Genomic DNA, 19,163 nt, shown 5'->3' on the forward strand with positions numbered 1-19,163 from the left:
AATTATTCACTAGTAGCTACAAAGGAAAGGGGCCCTGCGGGCCCCCTTGGTCATCTGAATTAAGCCTGTCATGTTAACGCTGTGTAAACAAGGGGTAATTAGGCTTGAAATCCCCGGAAAGCTGAGCGATACATCACATCGGTGTTAGTGGCCCTCACCACTGTCCGACTATGTCCGGTAGGGTGCCAGTGTGTCAAGACCCCCCGTACCCCCCTCGAACGCCCTTCCCGACCCTGATGCTGAAGAACCTGGACGGACAGCCGTGCGGCCCCGGGCCATCACGGTCATCGCTTCTGTCGTCGCTGCTGAAGCCACGGCTTTGCTTGGTGCAGCTGCCTGGTACGGGTACGAACTCGTTACCGGTGCCCCAGTTCTCTCGTTCTGGGGAGCCGTATTCACTTTGGCCCTGCTCCTCGCCTTTGCCGCGTGGCTCTACGCAGTGGGTCATTTCCTGTTCCGCGGATACCGCTGGACCCGGGCGGCTGCCTTAGTGGCCCAGCTTTTCGTCCTGACCATCGGATTCCCAACCCTGACGGGGGGTCTTGTCTGGGCAGGTCTTGCCATGCTCGTCCCGGCGGTCCTTGTGATCGTCCTCCTCTTCGACAAGCGGGTTGTCACTTATGCCTCGAGGACCGGCGGTTCCGCGCCGGCCATCTGACGGGCCACGCTCCCTTCTTTCGTGGCAGGCCGGACCCAGCCCAGCTGGATCGGGAGCGGCCGGCCATTTGCTATCAGAATGCTCCGACCCGGTGGCGGAGTGGGCTCCACCTCGAACCTGACTGCAAACAGGTCGCCGTCCATGACGCTCCGTGGCGCGATCAGCATCCCGTTCCCCGTGCCCCGGGCGCTGAGCGCCAAAGGTACTCGCTGGGTCAGCAGGGGACTGTACCCGGCAGTGAAAATCACACTGACCCCTCTTCCGCTAAGTTCCGCAAGATCCTGGTGTGTTGACTGCGGGAGCAAGTCGGCATCATCGACAAGTGCGATGGCGTGCCGGTCCACAGCCCCGGCCGAAGCCTCCCGAAGAACACCGGACCAGTATTCGCATGGTCCGACACCCTCATCCGGGGCCAGCCACCGAGCTGACCGTCCGTTGAGCGCAGGCAACACGTGCAGAAAGTTGGTCTTGCCGGCACCAGGCCCACCGAGCACGGCGAAAACTCCGCCAAAGGGAATCCGGAGTGAGGCCGGGGCCAATTCGTCGCCGCCGAGGCCAATGAGGAAGGTCCGTGAGCCGGGCTGGGCGGCTGCGGTCCTCGGAGCCGTGGCCACCAGAAGGTCTGATGTCGCGTCCTCGCCGGGTATTCCTCGGGCCACGAGGTCCTCTACCGTGATTCTCGTAGGCAGTGGTTCCACGCGGAAGGGTCGGCTGATGACGGAGTGGCCCACGGCTTTCTCCGCGGCAGGCCACAGGGATTCTTCGCCATCAGGATGGGCATAGAACTGGCACACGGCAGTTTTGCCGGCCGATACCGGTCCGAAGGCCACCGCTCTGCCAGGGACTGGAGCGGTGGTGGGCATCTTCGGCCAGGCAAGGCGGCTGTCGTCGTTGGCGCCACATGGAAAATAGACACGGTTCGGTACCGAAGCGAAGAATCTGGCTGTCACCAGTTCGCGTTGTCCCGAAATAGCGACGATGATTCCTGCACGGCCGCCGTCGCGGAGAAGGTCGTGGACCAGGTCTTCCGCCCAGGCCAGCGGCCCCGACCGGAGGGAGGAGGCCCACGTGCCCCATCCTGCGATGACCAGCAGCAGGGGAGTCCGATGACCGTCCCTGGAGCCCATCAGCCGCTCAGACAGCTCCTGTTTGAGTCGTTCCAGTATCCGTACAGCCCGTCGGAGGTCATGCGGACCAGCTTTAGCACCGAGGCGGCCGCCCCACTCGATGCCGTCCAGGGAAGCGTCCGCGTCAAGGACGTAGAAATGAGCCTCGGACGCATGCGATGCGAGGGCGCTGACGGCCACCGCCAGAGCCTCGGGCAGGCCTGACGCAGGTGCTCCAACGAGCCCCAGATGTCCGTGTTCGGCGGGAAGCCAGTCGAGCGGTGCTGTCCGTTGCTCGTCCGGAAGATCCATGAGGCCAAGGCGAACGGCCCACGCCTGCGGTGCGCCATTCCGGGACCCTGGGGCAGGGCAAATGTCTTGGACAGCTGACGCCAGCGGTGGTTCCAGAATGGACGGGAGTGGCGGAGCGACCGGTGGCCTTGCCGGCTGGCCCTCCAGGACCTCCCACAGGCTGGACATCGTGCTAACCAGGGGCGCGGCAGCCAGCGCGGGGGTCAGGTCCTTGTTGTCGGCAACCTGAGTGCGTTCGATGTCTGGGTCCTTGAGCACATCAGACGAAAGACGAACACGGACCCCCTCCGGGAGGCTCGCTTGTGCCGGATCCTGCAAGGACGCTGCCTGAAATTCGATCGGATCTTCCGTGCCGCGGACAAGGAAGGCCCTTCCTGGTGTCCTCAGGCTGATGTTTGACGCGGCGTTGGAATTGATGATGTCCAGCGACTCCAGATCGGATTGGACGCGCAGGGCGATGCTCGTCGTCACGTTGGCGCGAATATCTGCTGTCAAAGCCCCCTGCGGGCGCTGTGTCGCCATGATCAGATGGATGCCCAGGGAGCGCCCGATAGCGGCGATCCTCATGAGTTCCGTCAGGGCCGCGGGCGCCTGATCAACAAGCATCCGGAACTCATCAATGACTACAACGAGGTGGGCTAACACTGGATCCCCATCTGTCCGGGCAGCGCGATACGAAGCCAAATCGGGTGCCTGCGCGGATGCCAGTAATTCCTCACGGAGCCGGATCTCGGCCCGAAGTGATATCAGCGACCGCTCAAGCTCGTGTTGTGCCAGGTCAGTCAGCATTCCCACACAGTGCGGAAGGCCCAGGAGCGGTCCCAGGCCCGAGCCGCCTTTGAAGTCCACAAACAGGAAATTAATGCGGTCCGGCGGGTAAGAGAGGGCTAACGCGATGGTCATGCTGCGCAGGAGTTCGGATTTTCCCGACCCGGTGGTCCCTGCTACCAGCAAATGGGGTCCGTCCCCTTGGAGATCCAGCACGCGTTCGCCGTCGGCGGACTGACCGATTGGCACGGCCAGTCCGGGCCGGTGGCGGGACTCTACCCACCGGGCCGACGTTTCAGCGCTGCCGGGGTTGAGCAGGTCGCCTAGAAGGCAGGATTGCGGCACGAGTCTGTCCAGCGGGGCGGCGTCGCGGGCGTGCAGCCGACAAAAGCGGTTGAAGACGTCACGGGGAGCGAGGTCCGGTATGAAGCGCGTTGGGCCCCCCGGTCCCTGCAGCTGGCCTGCACGGTATGACAGTTCAATATCGGCCAGCGCCATCATGGCGGGCCGGGAGCGGAAATGGATGACTTGCCAGTGGTTTTCGATCGCGAGCGCGATGACGTCGACCTCGTCCGAGTCTCCGGCGTCGACGACCAAAAGCACACCGGGTGTTTTTGGGGAAGCGCCCTCCGGTGCCAGCACGGCAGTTGCCGCGGCAGCTGTGGCTGTCAGCATGACATCCGACAGAAAACGGGCGCTGAGTGGAAGCTGCGCGGCTGGCCCATGCACTGCAACGCGGATGTGTGCGGCCCTCGGATAACCAGCCAATTGCATGATGAGTGACCGCATGAGACCTTCCACGGACTCGTGTGGGCCGTTGACGACGGTGACGCGGCGGGCCGGATCAAGGGTCAGCGGCTGTACTCCGGCCGACGGAATTTTCAGATCCGGTGCGGCCGGCTCGAACCGGATATTGGCCGGTTGGACTGCCAGCCCGAGGCGTAGCCAGATCCCTTGTTGGCCGGAACTTTGCTCACCAGAAGTGCCGGATGGCACGCCACTGGCGAGAACCAGTTCGGAAAGGGGCGGACCGGCGCGTCGACGGCGGTCCTGGTCCTGGCGGAGAACGTTCGCAACCGCTGTGGACAATTCCTTGCGCTGGCGTCTTCCGGAGAGGACCGGTACCAGAACGGACACGGCAGACACAGCCGTGAAAGCGAGGAACATCCACATGCCTGTGACGACCGCCAGCCCTACCCCAATGGCCAGTGGGAGCCCGGCCGTCAGCACAAGGGCGGTGCGGTTTCCGGATTCCACCCGCCGGTTGATCACCAGCGGTTCCTGCACGCCTGTACCTGCGGCTCCCAATTTCGGGCCCTCAGGATCCATAAAGACCAGCGACATCGAGGAGTTGCCGCAGCGGATGACTGAGCCGGTTGCTATCACCGTATTTCGCACATACTCGCCGTCGACCTTCGTCCCGTTGGCACTGTCAAGGTCCTCGATGGTGATGGCGGTGTCGGAAACCAACAAACGGGCATGCTGCCTGGACAGGTCAGGATCGGGCACGACTATGTCCGCGTTGCTTCGCCCGATCGTGTAGCTTCCGCGCCCCAGGGGTACTACCGTCCCGGCGCCGGCGCCGCTATGGACTGCCAAAGCGAGCGGTGCCGGCAAGCTGTCGACTCGCCGTGGCCTGAGGGCGGGGCTCCGCGTGCCGCCGTCGACTATTACCGCCCCGTTCACCAGCGGCGGCTCGCCGACTGTCAGGGAGGAGAGTTGCGCGCCGTCCACGGACAGGGCACCAGTGCCGAATCCGGTTTCCAGCGCTGCCTGAATTTCCGCACCACACGTTCCCACGGTGGCGTCCACCGTGAGTTCCAATGGTGGTTGGGCTTTCCCCGTGCCGGGGCTGCGAACCAGAGTGCACTCGAGCGGCATGATGGTGAATTCCTAACGGTGGGGCCGGTCTACGCGTCCACGCTAGTAACACGGTGAGCATGCTGTCCCGCTTGGAGTGTCCCATGTGGATAAGCGCCGTGTTCGGTGGGTGATGGCGTGTTCCGCGGGCCGGCGGACTGTAACATCCGAGGCAGGCCTCCCGCCGGGTTTGGCCAGCCGCTGCAGCGTCTCGGGTAGGCTAGAACAGCAGACTTTGCACAACATTGCGCTGCCCGTATTCGAAACTGGAGATTTTGTGACTGCTGACCTCGTCATTGTAGGGTCGGGCTTTTTTGGCCTGACAATCGCAGAACAGGCCGCGACTGAGTTGGGCTTGAAGGTGGTCGTCATCGACCGTCGACACCACATCGGTGGGAACGCCTACAGCGAAAAAGAAGAGCAGACCGGGATCGAGGTGCACCGCTACGGTGCCCACCTTTTCCATACGTCCAATGAACGGGTGTGGGAGTACGTCAACCGGTTCACGACTTTCACCAATTACGTCCACAAGGTCTATGGCGTGCACAAGGGCGAGGTCTATTCGCTCCCCATCAACCTGGCCACCATTAACCAGTTCTTCCGCGCCAACCTGACGCCGGGCCAGGCACAGGCCCTGATCCAGGAGCAGGCCGGAGAGCTCGCCGGGACTGATCCGCAGAACCTCAACGACAAAGGCATCCAGCTCATTGGCCGGCCGCTGTATGAAGCGTTCATCAAGCACTACACCGGCAAGCAGTGGCAAACGGATCCCAAGGACCTGCCTGCCGGAATCATCTCCCGGCTACCGGTGCGGTACAACTACGACAACCGCTACTTCAACGACACGTACGAGGGCCTGCCCACCAACGGCTATACCGCTTGGATCGAGAAGATGGCGGAGCATCCGAACATCGAGGTGCGCCTCAACACGGACTTCTTCGATGAAACGCAGGAGTACAGCAAGAACAAGGTTGTCGGCAATATCCCGGTGATTTACACGGGTCCGATCGACCGCTATTTCGACTTCGCTGAAGGTGACCTTTCCTGGCGCACCATCGACTTCGAAGAAGAAGTATTGGAAGTTGGGGACTTCCAAGGCACGTCCGTGATGAACTACAACGACGCCGACGTGGCCTATACCCGGATCATCGAGCCGCGCCATTTCCACCCGGAGCGGGATTACCAGACCGACAAAACAGTCATCATGCGTGAGTTTTCCCGGGCTGCCGAAAAGGGCGATGAGCCTTACTACCCGATCAACACTGCTGCGGACAGGGAAAGACTGCTCAAATACCGCGACCTTGCCGCGGCAGAGCAGAGCGTGCTGTTCGGAGGGCGCCTTGGAACGTACAAGTACCTGGATATGCATATGGCTATTGGCTCTGCCCTGAGCATGTTTGACAACAAGATCCGGCCGCATTTCGAAGACGGCGCCAAGCTTGAAAGTGGAGGAGTGGACGCATGAGCGAGACGACAGACTCGAAGACGTGGTCAACGTTGCAGAGGGTGATCCTTCCATCCGCAGACCAGATGGACACGGTGTCACTTTACGTTGACGCCGGTACGGCCAGCGGCATCCGCCTTCGGGAGAATGACGAGCTGGCGCGCACTCCCAAGCTGCCTGAACAGAAGCTGCAGATGTTCAGCTCCGGCAGCCGTGAAGCGCATTTCGAAGACCTGCTGACTAGGCACTCGATGCGCGTCCGCTCGGGTGAGCAGATGTCATTTGGCACCTACTTCAACGCCTTTCCTGCCAGTTATTGGAAACGCTGGACCTCTGTCCGGGACGTTCGCTTGGTGGTACGGACGAGCGGCACCGGAACTGTCACCGTGTACAAGTCCAACGCACGCGGGTCGGTTCAGCGGGTTGACGGTAAGCACGTCGACGGCGCTGCCACCTCAGTCTTTGACCTCACCTTGAAGCCGTTTGGCGACGGCGGCTGGTACTGGTTTGACCTGGCCGCAAGTTCAGGCGAACTGCTGTTGGAGAACGGCGAATGGCAGGCCGAGAGCAGCCGCGATTCCAAGGGCCAGGTCACCCTTCAAATCACCACGATGAACAAGCCCGACTTCTGCCTGAATAACGCCCGAATCCTGGCAGGGAATCAAGACGTCCTCGAGAACGTCAAAGAGATCCTGATCGTGGACCAGGGGACGCAAAAGGTCGAAGCCGAAGATGGCTTCGCCGCAGTCAAGGAATCATTGGGCGGAAAGCTCAGGGTCATCAACCAAGCGAACCTGGGCGGGTCCGGTGGGTTCGCGCGTGGGATGTACGAGTCGGTGGAGAATGGCAGTGACTACGTGCTGCTCCTTGACGATGACATCGTGGTGGAGCCGGAAAGCATCGTTAGGCTGCTGACATTCGCTGACCACTGCAAGAAGCCAACCATCGTTGGCGGGCACATGTTTGACCTCTATAACCGCAGCGTGCTCCACACCTTTGGCGAGGTTGTTGACCCGTTCCGGATCGTCCCGGCACTCCCGCACGCGGACATGGAAGTACGGCATGACTTCAGCATTGCAAACCTCCGCCAGACCGCGTGGCTGCACCGGCGCGTGGACGTGGACTACAACGGCTGGTGGATGTGCCTGATCCCCACCGAGGTCATCAGGGAAATCGGCCTATCGCTGCCCCTATTCATTAAATGGGACGACGCCGAATACGGCCTTCGCGCCCGCGAAGCCGGATTCGCCACAGTATCCTTGCCTGGCGCCGCAGTGTGGCATGTTTCCTGGATCGATAAGGACGACCTCGTGGGATGGCAGGCGTACTTCCACGAACGCAACCGCTTGATTACCACCTTGATCCACAGCCCCTACCCGAAGGGCGGACGGGTTCTGCGCGAATCCGTGCAATCCGACGTCAAGCACCTGGTATCGATGCAGTACTTCACCGAACATGGCCGGATCGAGGCCTTGAAGGACCTTTTCAAGGGGCCGGAAGACCTCCACCGCGTGCTCGGCACCAAGTTGCCTGAAATCAACGCCCTGAAGGCGTCCTACCCGGACGCCCAATTGAAGGATGACGTCGACGACTTCCCCGCCCCGAAACTGGGCCGTGGTCCGATGGGGGGCACCGTCGTTGGCATGCCCAGCAAGAAGGAACTGATTCCCTGGGGCATCAAGACTGTTGCCCGGCAGCTGATCAAGGCGCCCGGACCGGAAAGCGCCGAGCGCCCCCAAGGGTATCTCGCCCACCGGGACAACCGCTGGTACCGGGTCGCCCACTACGACAGCGTGGTGGTCTCCAACGCCGAAGGAACGGGCGCCTCCTGGTACCAGCGCGACCCCCGGAAGCTGAAGTCGATGCTGACAGAGGCAACCCGCCTGCACGTCCGGCTTTTCCGTGAGTGGGACAGACTGGCCGAGCAGTACCGCAATGCCGTTGCGGAGGTCAGCTCAATGGAGTCCTGGAAGAAGACCTTTGACGCCGCTTCGGAGGATTCGAAGTAGATGGCCGGCAGCACTGAAGGAATGATCCGCCCAGGCCAGGGGCGGGGACTCCTTGACGTCTATGACCATCGGTTCCTGCTCAAGCTATTGGTGCGGAAGGAGATCAAGGTCCGTTACCGCGGATCGATCCTGGGTCTCCTGTGGTCCTACGTCAAGCCATTGATGCAGTTCCTCATCTATTTCGTGGCATTGGGAATCTTCCTGAACCTCCAGCGCGGAACACCGAACTACGCCATCTACCTGTTCGCAGGCATTGTCTTAGTGAACTTCTTTACGGAGTCCTTGGGCAACGCCACAAGGTCCATCGTGGACAACCGCGACCTCATCCGGAAGATCTATCTGCCCCGTGAGCTGTTTCCGGTGGCAACCGTGTGGGTTTCAGCAGCACATTTCCTGCCTCAAATGGTGGTGCTCATCGGTGCCTGCCTCATTGCGGGGTGGACGCCGACAGTCCTTCAGCTGGCCGCCGCAATCCTGGCTTTTGTGCTGGTCTCAGTCCTCGCGACCGGACTGGGCCTGCTGTTCAGCGCCGCAAACGTCTACTTCCGTGATTCGGAAAACATCGTTGACATGATCCTCATGGTGGTGACGTGGGCTTCGCCGGTGCTCTACGTCTGGACGATGGTGAGGGACGTGATGGGGTCCTGGTACTGGCTGTACCAGCTCAATCCCATGACCGTCGCTGTGGAAATCTTCCACTGGGCCTTCTGGTTCCCCACTTTGAAAGAGGACCAGCTGGAGCTCGCTGCGATGCCGCCGGACCTTATGACGGTTTGGCTTCCGGTGGCTTTCCTGATTTCCATCGCAGTGCTGTTTGTGGGCCAATTGGCTTTCCGGCGCTCGGCCGTCCATTTTGCACAGGAGCTCTAACGTGACAGCACGAGGCGAGATAGCAATCAGCTGCAAGAAGCTGCGCAAGCAGTTCGTGTTGCGCCATACCCGGTCCATGAAAGAGGCCGTGGTCTGGCTGGTTAAGGGACGGAAGGGCGACCTCTCCAAAAAGTTCATGGCGCTCACGGACGTGTCCCTTGAAGTGCAGCAGGGTGAGACGGTGGCCTTGCTTGGGCTCAACGGTTCCGGAAAGTCCACGCTGTTGAAGCTGATCTCTGGCGTTCTTCAGCCCGACGGCGGCACCGTCCACACCCGCGGACGGGTTGCGGGCCTTATCGAGGTTGGAGCAGGCTTCCACCACGACTTGAGCGGGCGCGACAACGTCTATTTGAACGGTGCGATCCTCGGCATGACCGAGAAGCAGATCGATGACATGTTCGATTCAATCGTTGAATTCTCGGAGATCGGCGAGTTCATCGACACCGAGGTCAAGTTCTACTCTTCCGGGATGTACCTGCGGCTGGCCTTCTCCATTGCCGTGCACACCGACCCTGAGGTTTTCCTTATCGATGAAATCCTTGCGGTGGGGGACGAGCCGTTCCAGCGCAAGTGCATTGCCAAGATCAAGGAACTGTCGGACAAGGGCAAAACCCTCTTTGTAGTCAGCCACGACCTGGATCTGGTTTCCACTGTGTGCGAGCGGGGTATCCTCCTCGAACACGGCGAGGTCATCATGGACGGCGAAGTGCATGAGGTTGTGGCTGAGCTTCGGAGCCGCACGGCCGCCTGACAACCCGCCTGACCGAACTGACCGGGGCGTGCCCCGGTCAGTTCAGGCAGGCCGTGATGTGATAAAGCCTGGCCTCGCCTTGGCTGTCTACCAGCTGTACGCCCGGATTCCGGTCAAGGTTTCTGAGCCCGGCCGGAGTATGGCTTCCGCCATGGACTTCCTTGGACCCAAAGTCGAGGACATAGAACGCATTTTCATTCCTGACCGCGCTGCAGACGTTCGGGTCGCTCTCCACGGAGCCGAGGTCGTTATAAATCTCCTGCAGTTCAGGGGACACGTAGCTGAGGATATGCATCTGCGCAGCCTTCCGATCTCCGATCGCGTAGGCCAGCGCGGCGCCGGTGTAGGGATTTCCCAACAGGACCGAGTCTGCCGGCACAGTCTCCGGGAGCCGGTCCATGAGTTCGAGTTCATCCGCTGATACCAGCGGGGAGTCATTGCTGATGGCATAACGCGTCGACGCCTGAGCCGCCTCGTGCTGCACTCCACCCTGTTGTCCCAGCGCAACCGCACCCACGGAAAGCACACCAACGGCAGCGATTCGGAGCAGTCGCCCCCTGCCCTCGGAGCCAGCAGCCCGTTGGAATATTGTCAGGGCCGGACTCGGCCGCTGCCCTGTGCTGAGTTTTGCTTCTGCCCAGTTCACGCCGATGGCCACCAAGAGTACGGCGGCTACGGGAAGAAGGGCCGCAAGGCGGTAGCTGTCGTTGTACCAGACGCCGGCCAGGAAGTTCCTGATGGGCGAGATCGGGAAGCCGGAAACAACAACGAAAATGGCAGAGAAAATCAGGAAAGCAATTCCGGCCCAGGCGAGGTTTTTGTTCGTCCTGAAGCAGGCCCATAGTCCAACGAGTGCCAAGGGTGCCACCAGCCAGGCGGGGGCGAGCCCCATGGGTGCGAGGAAGAGGGCCTCACCCAACGCCTGGGGGACCGTGTGATACGGACCCCAGAATGACGCCTCCTCGGGTGGCCTCAAGAAGATCCACAGAGCGAGGAAAATAAGGCAGTACGCGACGAGGCCGGCCGCCTGAAGGTTGAAACGACGCCGGTTGGCGGCCCGGTCTCTCCACAGCCCGGAAGCCGACCTGTAGGCGGAGAAAGCCACCATGGGAAGCGTCCAGACAAGCCAGGCCATAAACGTTGTCGGGTGGGCCACGATCAGGCCTGCAAGGCTCAAGAGCAATGCAAGGATTGCAGGCAGAGCCGGTATTTGCGTAGTCGGCGCCGCTCCCGTGATGCGGGCCGCCAAGGCGATGCTTGCCGGCAGGATGCTGATTGCCAGCAGGTTCGGATACAGGACACCGAAGTCCATCATCAGCAGCGGGAAGGCCCCGAGAGAGGCACATGCTATGCCGGTTGCAATCGTTGCTGCCGTCTGGCGTCCCGCAACCCAGGTTGTCATCAGGAGGCAGCTCAACGGCCAAAAGACCGCCGCCAGGACAATGCTGGTGATGTTGACGGCCACGGGTACGGCAGCGCCTGTCGTTGAGGCCACAAAAGCCGCTACCGCGTTCCACCCGGCCGGGTAGAACCCGCCTCCGGTCATCGCGCCAATGGTGAGGGAGGAAGCCTGGCCGGTATCTAAGGCGAACCGGACGGAGTTAAGGTGAAATACAGCGTCATAAGTCTGGGATATGGATCCCGGGGACCCCAAGACCTGAAAAGTCCGCCAACCCAGCAGCACCGCGGCAACAGTAACCGCAATGAACGGCGCCAACTTGGCCAACGTTGACCTTCCTTGGCCAGCGTGCTGTTGTTGGGGGCTGAGACGGCCCAGGAAAAATCCAAGGGAGGCCAGCAAAGCCGTGGCGACGCCGACAGGCAGCACCCCAAACTTCACCCCAAGGAACGGGGTGGCGGTGGCAGTCAAAACGATGACTCCCACCGACAAAGCCGGCGCAAGCGAGAGCGCGTTGAATGACCTAAACCTCAGGGCAAGGGAAACTATGAAGCCCGGGGCCAGGAGCAGGAGTGCGGCAATGAAAATTTGCGGAAGGACAGGCAACCACATCTGGCTTGCTACGGCTCGAGCAAGCCGAGCAGATATGCTCCGTAACCACTCTTCACCAGGGGCTCTGCACGCTGGCGAAGCTCATCGTCGCTGAGGAATCCGAGGCGCCAGGAGATTTCCTCGGGCGCACCGATCTTGAGTCCCTGACGGTTTTCGACCGTTCGAATGAAATTCGATGCGTCGCTGAGATCGTTGAAGGTACCGGTATCCAGCCAGGCCGTTCCCCGGGGGAGGATCTCCACCTGGAGCTTTCCCTTCTCAAGGTAGGCACGGTTGACGTCAGTAATCTCAAGTTCCCCCCGCGGCGAAGGCCTGAGGTTGCGGGCGATGTCGATGACGTCATTGTCGTAGAAGTAGAGACCGGGCACCGCGTAATGGCTCCGGGGCTTTTCCGGCTTCTCCTCCAAGGAGAGGGCCTTGCCCTCGTCATCGAACTCCACCACACCATACGCCTTGGGGTCTTTGACCCAATAGCCGAAGACAGCGCCGCCGTCGATGTCAGAGTGTTTGCGGAGCTGGGTACCCATTCCCTGACCGTAGAAGATGTTGTCACCCAGGACGAGCGCAACCGTCTCGTTGCCGATGTGCTCAGCACCCAGGATAAATGCCTGGGCGAGTCCATCCGGTGAAGGCTGCTGGACGTACGTAAGATTGACGCCAAACTGGCTGCCGTCACCGAGCAGCCTCTGGAACTGCTCCGCGTCGTGGGGAGTGGTGATGATGAGGATGTCCCGGATGCCCGCAAGGATGAGCGTCGACAGCGGGTAATAGATCATCGGCTTGTCGTAGACGGGAACCAGCTGCTTGCTGATGCCGAGGGTGATCGGGTGTAGCCGGGATCCGGTCCCGCCGGCCAAGATAATTCCACGCATGGTCCCAATCCTCTATCAATGAAGCCCTCACAGCAAACCAGTGCAGAGTGACCTAATCGATGACCTTGGTAGTATCTAAAGACCCCCTGTCTCGAAAGTAGTGGAAATACCTATGTCGTCAGCACCCGCCCTCGGGCTTCAGTCCCGAGCGCAAACGCCACCTCAGGGGCACAGGCGTCGACTGGATATCGAGGGTCTTCGCGCCGTTGCCGTTCTTGCGGTCGTTTTCGATCACTTGATTCACTGGCCGGGCGGCGGGTTCATCGGCGTAGACATGTTTTTCGTTATCTCCGGGTACCTCATTTCCGGAATCCTGCTTCGTGAGGCGACAACTCGAGGAAGAATCTCGTTCCGAGAGTTCTACCTGCGTCGCTTCAAGCGAATTCTTCCCGCCGCTGCGCTCGTATTATCTGTAACAGTCACGGCGGCGTACGTTATTTTTTACGCGGGCCGTGCCTCATCAATTGCGACAGATGCCTTCTGGGCTTTGGTCTTTTCGGCGAACTGGCGGTTTGCCCTCCTCGGGACCGACTATATGAATTCAGGTTCGTCCGTATCGCCGATCCAGCATTATTGGTCCCTCGGCGTTGAGGAGCAGTTTTACATTTTTTGGCCCTGGGTGATTATAGGGGCACTGTTTCTCGCGCGTCGATTGAAGTGTAACCCTCGCGGAACTGCCGTAGTCTTGGGCTTCTTTGTTGCTGTGCCCATTCTTCTTTCGTTTGCATTTGCCCTATGGGAAACGAATTCCAACCATACGGTGGCCTACTTCTCGACTTTCTCTCGGGGATGGGAGCTGGGCGCCGGAGCGCTGTTAGCGGTATTGACGGCGAGATTCAGCGGATTCCCTCAAAAATTGCAGATCGGCCTTCTTTCATTTGGCCTGTTGCTCATTGGTGCCTCACTCATCCTGATAACGCCAGAGACACCATTCCCTGCACCATTCGCCATTTTTCCAGTCTTGGGCACCTGCCTGGTTATCCTTGCGGGTTGCGGGGGCACCGGGCCGTCATACAATCGGCTGGCGTGGATTCTGACTAACCCAGCTTCCCGGTACGTCGGCAAAATTTCTTACTCTCTGTATCTTTGGCATTTCCCCGTGATCATTCTTCTCGGCGCATTCGTGGAGCCAGACACCCTGTGGTTCTATCTCGTAGCAGTCACGCTCATGACCGTTCTATCGGTGGCGTCGTTCAAGTGGGTTGAGGATCCGATACGGCGTAGCCGCCTCGGTGCCAAGCCCTCGCTAAAGACCGGCCAACGGCCACGACCGGTGCGACGGCGGGAGGTCCAGGGCCTTGCCGCATTCGCAGCGTTGGTTCTGGCATTTCCACTTATTGCTTTCGCCACTATAGGTCAGCGCGATGCTTCAGACCTTGGGGCCGGAAGTTCTGCTGATCCCGGGACTCCGGTGACGGCCATGACTGCGGACCAGAGGCAGGAGCAGTTGCGGGCGGCCCTAGCGTCTTCTGAGTGGCCAGCCCTCCGGCCGAATCCGGCGGAAATGGGGCCGGACGGAGCACTCGCTAAACCCGACGAGTGGATAAAGGACGGCTGCTTAGGTGGTGAGCTATCGCCGTTGGCTCATGACAAGGACGTGACTGCCAACGCCTTGCGGTGCGTATATGGCCCTGAGAACGCAACTCGTTCATTGGTAATCTTCGGAGATTCGACGACGATGAGTTTTGTCCCTGGCATCCGGAAAGCCTTGGAAGGGCAGGACTGGCAGGTGCACATATACACGGTGGCAGCCTGTTCGCCGGTGCTAATACCAGGCCGAAACGACGCATCGGCAGACGAATGCAAGCGATTCAAGCTCTGGGTTCAAGATCAGATTGGACGTCTCAATCCCGATGTTGTCGCGTCCTCGTTCTTGCGCAATGACGGTCAGTTGTCGAGCGGTGCAGTTGGGCGCGAAGCGGATGCCGAGTGGCAGAAGTACGTCACTGACATGGGGCGTTACGTTGTCGGGCAGGGCGCTCGATATGTTCTTCTGGAGGCACCTGCTCCCGCTAAGGCCGAGCCAAGCCAATGCATAACAAGGTTTAGTGTGCCCAGTGACTGCATAACGGAGCGCAGCACGATATTTGATGGGCAAAGCGAAGTGGAAGCCCGTGCAATCGCCGATGTCGGTATCAACGCAACGTTCGTCCCCACAAAGGAGTGGTTCTGCGTGAACTCAAGATGCCCGGCCTTTGTCGGAAGCACAGCCATGTACGCCGACATCAACCACATTAGTGCCCTTGCCTCGGAGGAGTTGGCGCCACTGCTGAGGCCGGCACTAGCACCGTAGTGCCCGCGAATGAAGGATGACCTACAGCTGTCGGCGGGGACGCCGTCGAGGGCTGTTATTTACGCCCGCTCGTTCCTTTGAATCCGTCTGACATGCCGGCACGGGCACTTACTATTCGTTGGATTCGTCCGGGCGCAAAGATGCTGACTAGGGCCAGATGCCTGAAATCAGCCAGGAAGCCCTTCGCAGCCCAGCCGGGGTGGCGCCGGCCGTAGATTTTGGCGAGCAGGATCCGGTTGCGGAAAATGTAGTAATACCGCCACGTTGCGGCCGTCCTGATATTCACTTTCCTGCCCCACAGCGAGAACGTCCTGCCCATGATCTGCGCCGGTGTGCTGCTGCCAAGGGAATGATTCAACGCGGCCCCGGGTGCCAGAACCGTTTCCAGGCCGGCGTTGCGGCAACGTAGGTAGTACTCGGTGTCCACCCCGTCGATGAAGAGTTCGGCCTTGAAGAGCCCCAGCTGCTCAAGGACTTTTACCGGAATCAAGAGGCCGGACTGGATTGGTTCCCCGCCGAGCTGAACGCCCAGCTTCGTGCCCCGCCGTCGTACAGGCAGACCACGAACCGTGCCGGGGGCCACAAGGCCCACCGGGATGCCCTGAACCTCCGCGGCCGTCGCTGCCTCGACAAGGGACTGGACGTAGCCGTCCTCCAGCAGGGAGTCCTGGTCCATGGTGAGGACGTAGTCCGGCTTATCCGCTCGTGAAACTGCAAGCTCTATGCCGCGGTTCAGGGCTGCCGCAATTCCCGAGTTCTCGCTGAGACGTTCCACGGTGCAGCCCGCAGCCGAGAGCTTTGCCAGGATCCTGCTCGGGTCCTCGGTGCTCCCGTCGTCGACCAGCACGACATTGTCCACCTGTGATAGCAGGGCAGCCGCGTTGGCCAATACGCCGTCGTCGGGGTTAAACAGTGAGACGACGGCGCAGGTCCGGGTGGTGGTCATCGAGGCGTTTCCTGTTAGGCAGGCTTGACGTCAGGCTGTGCGTCAATCCATGTAGCCAAGCGGTCGATGCCCTGGGAGAGGTTGAACTGCGGAGTCCACCCGAGCACACGCTCGGCTGCCGTGACGTCGGCCCAGGCATGGCGGACATCGCCCTGGCGGTACTGGCCTGTGACGTGCGGTGCCGGCGCCTTGTAGTGCTCGGCGATCAGCTTGGCGGCTGTGCCGATCGTCTGGAATTCGCCGGAGCCGATGTCCATGGGCTCGCCCTGAACCCTGGGGGAGACCGCCCCGGCCACGATCGCTGACGCGACGTCGTCGATCAGGATGAAGTCGCGGCGGACTTCACCGTCTTCGTAAAGGGGGATTGACTTGCCGCCCATGGCCATCCGGCAGAACAGGCTCATGATTCCGGTGTACGGGTTGATCAGGGACTGCCCCGGTCCGTACACATTCTGGAGCCGAAGGATCACCGTCTCTACACCGAAGGACTTGGCCCAGGCCTGAAGCACATGCTCCTGGGCGAGTTTCGTCGCACCGTAGACGCTGACGGGGGCCGGGAACGTTTCGGAAGCCTTCATGGCCACCGGAACGGCGTTGGGAAAATCCCATTGCGCCTTGTCAAGCGTTTCGCTGGTCCGCTGCCCGGGGTAGAAGGTGGTGCCGTCGCCGTCCTGCCAGGCACCCTCACCGTAGACGGCACGGCTGGAGGACAGGACGATCCGTCGCGGCAGTTTCTGGTGACGGTTGAGCCCGTCGAGCAGCTGTGACGTGCCGACGACGTTCACGTGCGTGTGTCGGGTTGCTTCATCAAGGGACTGGCCCGTACCGGTTTCAGCCGCGAGGTGGATGACCACATCCGGGGTCACCTGCTCAAGCACACGATCCCAAGTGCTGGACTCCGCCACGTCCGCAATGATCAGTTCAGCGGCCGCATTGAGCTCTGCAGGCCTGGCGCCGGAGGCGTGGATCTGGGGGTGCAGGTTGTCCACCACAACGACGCGGTCGAAGGCCTCCATCAAAGAATCGGAGATAGCGCAGCCAATGAATCCGGCGCCGCCGGTGACGAGAACGGTACCGCCCGGGCGGGCAGGAGTTGCAGGAGAAGTCACTGGTGACCTTTCGTTTCTGGCTTAATTGCCGAATGAATGGCGGATGAGGGCCTTTGCCGCTGTCGCATTGCGGCTGATGATTGCCTTGGGGAGGAGCGCCATGGCGTGGGCGCGCGACGTCAGCCGGAGGCGGGCGGAGCGGGCAGCCCGGGTCCAGCCGAGTTCCTCGGCTTGGGCAGCTGAGACAGCAAAGTAATCACGTTCACCGGCGAATCTGGATCCGTCGATCAGTTTCGTGGAGGAAGCACTGTTGGAGTGCCTGCGGTAACGGAAGCAGACGGCCGGGTCGATAAGGAGTTGGTCCCCGTTGTACACCATGTCCATGATCAGGGCAAGATCCTGGATGATGGGGAACCCGTCACGAAAATCAACCCGGCGGATCTTGTCGGTGCGGAAGGCAAGCGACGGCCAGTAGAGCCAGTCGCCATGCATCAGATTGGTGGCGATGGCTTCGCCGGCAATGATCTGGCGGCCGCCGCCCCGCGGCTTGATGAGCTTCTGCTTGACGCTGTCGACCAGGGTGGAAACGACCTGGCCGTTCTCGTCGATGACTTCCACGCCCGGCTGGATGATGGCGGCGTCGGGGTAGCGTTCGTGTGCCTTGAGGATGACGTCCACGTAGTTGGGCAACAGGACATCGTCGCAGCCGAGGATCACCATGACTTCCTGCGTTGCCATGGAAACACAGGTGCGGTAGTTCGCGGTGATGCCGGCGTTCACCTCCTTGCGGATGTAGCGCACGCGTGGATCATCAATGCCCGCCATGAAGGCTTCAATCTCTTCGCCCGGATAGGCGTCGTCGACGACGGTCAACAGCCAGTCGCCGTTGCTCTGGGAGAGGACGCTGTTGACAGCTTCTTTCATGTATCCGGGGTCGCCCCAGTACGGCACAAAAATATCGAGAGGCATTTAGGAGTCTTGGCTTTCGCTCGGGCGGTCGTAGACCTGGGCAGAGGCTTGGGGATGCGCCGTGTCGTTGGTTGCAGAGTGGATGCCGGCTGTCGGAACGGAAGCCCGGTCTTCCTGGATTGACTCAATCTGGGTTCTGAGGATGGCGACTTCTTCGGCCAGCGTTCTGGTTTCGTCCTCGACGACCGAAATTTCCCACGACAGATGCAGGCACACACCGAGCAGCATGAGGATGCTCATCGCAAACAGCAGGTTCGATGGAACCTGCACACCCACCAGCGCGGCCACGATGTTGAGCAGTTGGGGAAACGCCGCGAGCACGAGTGTTGCGACGCCGACGATCAGCCATAGGGCGGCGTACTTCTCCCTGAGCTTCTTTCGGCGAAGCATCTCGAAGACCAAGGCCACGATCGCCAGGGCGAGAAGGAAGGCAGCAAGATTTCCCATTCCCTAGGCCACCACGGATTCAACAGCCGGTTTTGTCAATTTTGTAGGCTTTCTGGTCAGGGCGAAGAGGAGTGCGAACACTGATCGTCCCAGGTAAATCGCGGCTTTGAGCGGGTTGTGGCTGGGCTTGCCGCCTTGGCGCGGGCGCATCTCCACCGGGACCTGCGTGACTTTGCAGCCGGACCTGATGGCCACTACGAGGGAGTCGATGGTGTCACCGAGATACTCGGCCGGGTAGTGGTCCAGGTATTGTGTGACCGCACGCTCGTTGGCGGCGCGGAATCCGCTGGTAACGTCCGTGAGGCGGGTTTTTGCCAGGCCGGAGATGACCTTCGCGAGGAACTGCATGGCCCACTTGCGGGGTCCGGTTACTTTGTAGTCACCGCGTTCGGCAAAGCGTGCTCCGATGGAGATATCGGCGTGGGCTAGCCCGGCCAGGACTTCATCAATGCTGCGGGGGTCGTGCTGTCCGTCGGAATCCACCTGGATCACCTGACGGTAGCCAAGCCGCTGGGCGTACTTGAATCCGGCGCGCATCGCCCCGCCCACACCGAGGTTGAACGGAAGGTTCAGGACAGTCGCCCCTGCGGCTGCGGCTTCCTCGGCGGTGGCATCGGTGGAGCCGTCATTGACGACCAAAACGTCGTATCGGGTATTGGTGGTGAGAACCTCCCGCACGGTGTTACCGACAGCTTCGGCTTCATTCCAGGCAGGCATGATCACCAGGACGCGCGGATTGGGATTGGGTTCCATGTTGTCCAAACTATATCAATTGCGGGAGGGCACATCGGGAGCCGG

General features: G+C 60.9%; 14 protein-coding genes. 6 read left to right on the forward strand and 8 right to left on the reverse strand.

All coding sequences use genetic code 11. From position 1 onward, the window contains the following. Positions 1-190 precede the first annotated feature (190 nt). Positions 191-658: a hypothetical protein gene (locus V9L17_RS07520; protein WP_376044295.1), complete on the forward strand. Its 468-nt coding sequence runs from the start codon at positions 191-193 to the stop codon at positions 656-658. Here the strand turns inward: V9L17_RS07520 and V9L17_RS07525 are convergent. Next, the gene (locus V9L17_RS07525; protein WP_337350982.1) at positions 619-4,725 is read right to left on the reverse strand and encodes an FtsK/SpoIIIE domain-containing protein; all 4,107 of its coding nucleotides are present in this window, start codon (positions 4,723-4,725) and stop codon (positions 619-621) included. The two genes, V9L17_RS07520 and V9L17_RS07525, sit on opposite strands and share 40 nt — an antisense overlap. A 256-nt stretch (positions 4,726-4,981) precedes the next feature. On the opposite strand from V9L17_RS07525, the gene glf reads away from it, so the two are divergent. The 4 genes from glf to V9L17_RS07545 all read left to right on the forward strand — a co-directional run bounded on the left by glf (position 4,982) and on the right by V9L17_RS07545 (position 9,778). Further along, entirely contained in the window at positions 4,982-6,169 is a 1,188-nt protein-coding gene (gene glf / locus V9L17_RS07530; RefSeq protein WP_337350983.1) for a UDP-galactopyranose mutase, read from the forward strand. Then, on the forward strand, positions 6,166-8,157 hold the full coding sequence (locus tag V9L17_RS07535) for a glycosyltransferase (RefSeq protein WP_337345777.1): 1,992 nt from the start codon (positions 6,166-6,168) through the stop codon (positions 8,155-8,157). The genes glf and V9L17_RS07535 overlap by 4 nt, the downstream gene beginning before the upstream one ends. Further along, positions 8,158-9,027 (forward strand): ABC transporter permease, encoded by an 870-nt coding sequence (locus tag V9L17_RS07540; protein ID WP_337345778.1) that lies wholly within the window; start codon positions 8,158-8,160, stop codon positions 9,025-9,027. It begins immediately after the preceding gene. A 76-nt stretch (positions 9,028-9,103) separates the two neighbouring features. Continuing rightward, the gene (locus V9L17_RS07545) at positions 9,104-9,778 is read left to right on the forward strand and encodes an ATP-binding cassette domain-containing protein (RefSeq protein WP_082979333.1); all 675 of its coding nucleotides are present in this window, start codon (positions 9,104-9,106) and stop codon (positions 9,776-9,778) included. A gap of 37 nt (positions 9,779-9,815) precedes the next feature. On the opposite strand, the gene V9L17_RS07550 is transcribed toward V9L17_RS07545, so the two are convergent. After that, positions 9,816-11,789, reverse strand: a complete 1,974-nt coding sequence (locus tag V9L17_RS07550) for a DUF6541 family protein (RefSeq protein ID WP_337350984.1) — start codon at positions 11,787-11,789, stop codon at positions 9,816-9,818. Between the two features lie 8 nt (positions 11,790-11,797). Continuing rightward, the gene (gene rfbA / locus V9L17_RS07555) at positions 11,798-12,661 is read right to left on the reverse strand and encodes a glucose-1-phosphate thymidylyltransferase RfbA (RefSeq protein ID WP_337350985.1); all 864 of its coding nucleotides are present in this window, start codon (positions 12,659-12,661) and stop codon (positions 11,798-11,800) included. 112 nt (positions 12,662-12,773) lie between these two features. On the opposite strand from rfbA, the gene V9L17_RS07560 reads away from it, so the two are divergent. Continuing rightward, entirely contained in the window at positions 12,774-14,954 is a 2,181-nt protein-coding gene (locus V9L17_RS07560) for an acyltransferase family protein (RefSeq protein WP_337350986.1), read from the forward strand. Positions 14,955-15,009: 55 nt separating this feature from the next. Here the strand turns inward: V9L17_RS07560 and V9L17_RS07565 are convergent, their stop codons facing one another. Genes V9L17_RS07565 through V9L17_RS07585 form a run of 5 tightly spaced genes read right to left on the reverse strand, consistent with a single transcriptional unit; the run spans position 15,010 to position 19,118 of the window. Beyond that, entirely contained in the window at positions 15,010-15,900 is an 891-nt protein-coding gene (locus V9L17_RS07565; RefSeq protein WP_337345782.1) for a glycosyltransferase family 2 protein, read from the reverse strand. Positions 15,901-15,914: 14 nt separating this feature from the next. Continuing rightward, positions 15,915-17,009, reverse strand: a complete 1,095-nt coding sequence (locus tag V9L17_RS07570; RefSeq protein ID WP_337350987.1) for an NAD-dependent epimerase/dehydratase family protein — start codon at positions 17,007-17,009, stop codon at positions 15,915-15,917. Positions 17,010-17,030: 21 nt separating this feature from the next. Next, the gene (locus V9L17_RS07575; protein ID WP_337350988.1) at positions 17,031-17,918 is read right to left on the reverse strand and encodes a glycosyltransferase; all 888 of its coding nucleotides are present in this window, start codon (positions 17,916-17,918) and stop codon (positions 17,031-17,033) included. Next, positions 17,919-18,365 carry a DUF2304 domain-containing protein gene (locus V9L17_RS07580; protein ID WP_337345785.1) on the reverse strand — a complete coding sequence of 149 codons (447 nt, stop codon included), beginning with the start codon at positions 18,363-18,365 and terminating at the stop codon, positions 17,919-17,921. Positions 18,366-18,368: 3 nt separating this feature from the next. Next, positions 18,369-19,118 carry a glycosyltransferase family 2 protein gene (locus tag V9L17_RS07585; RefSeq protein WP_337350989.1) on the reverse strand — a complete coding sequence of 250 codons (750 nt, stop codon included), beginning with the start codon at positions 19,116-19,118 and terminating at the stop codon, positions 18,369-18,371. Positions 19,119-19,163 lie beyond the last annotated feature (45 nt).

The sequence above is a fragment of the Pseudarthrobacter sp. CCNWLW207 genome (genome assembly GCF_037203945.1).
Lineage (GTDB): Bacteria > Actinomycetota > Actinomycetes > Actinomycetales > Micrococcaceae > Arthrobacter.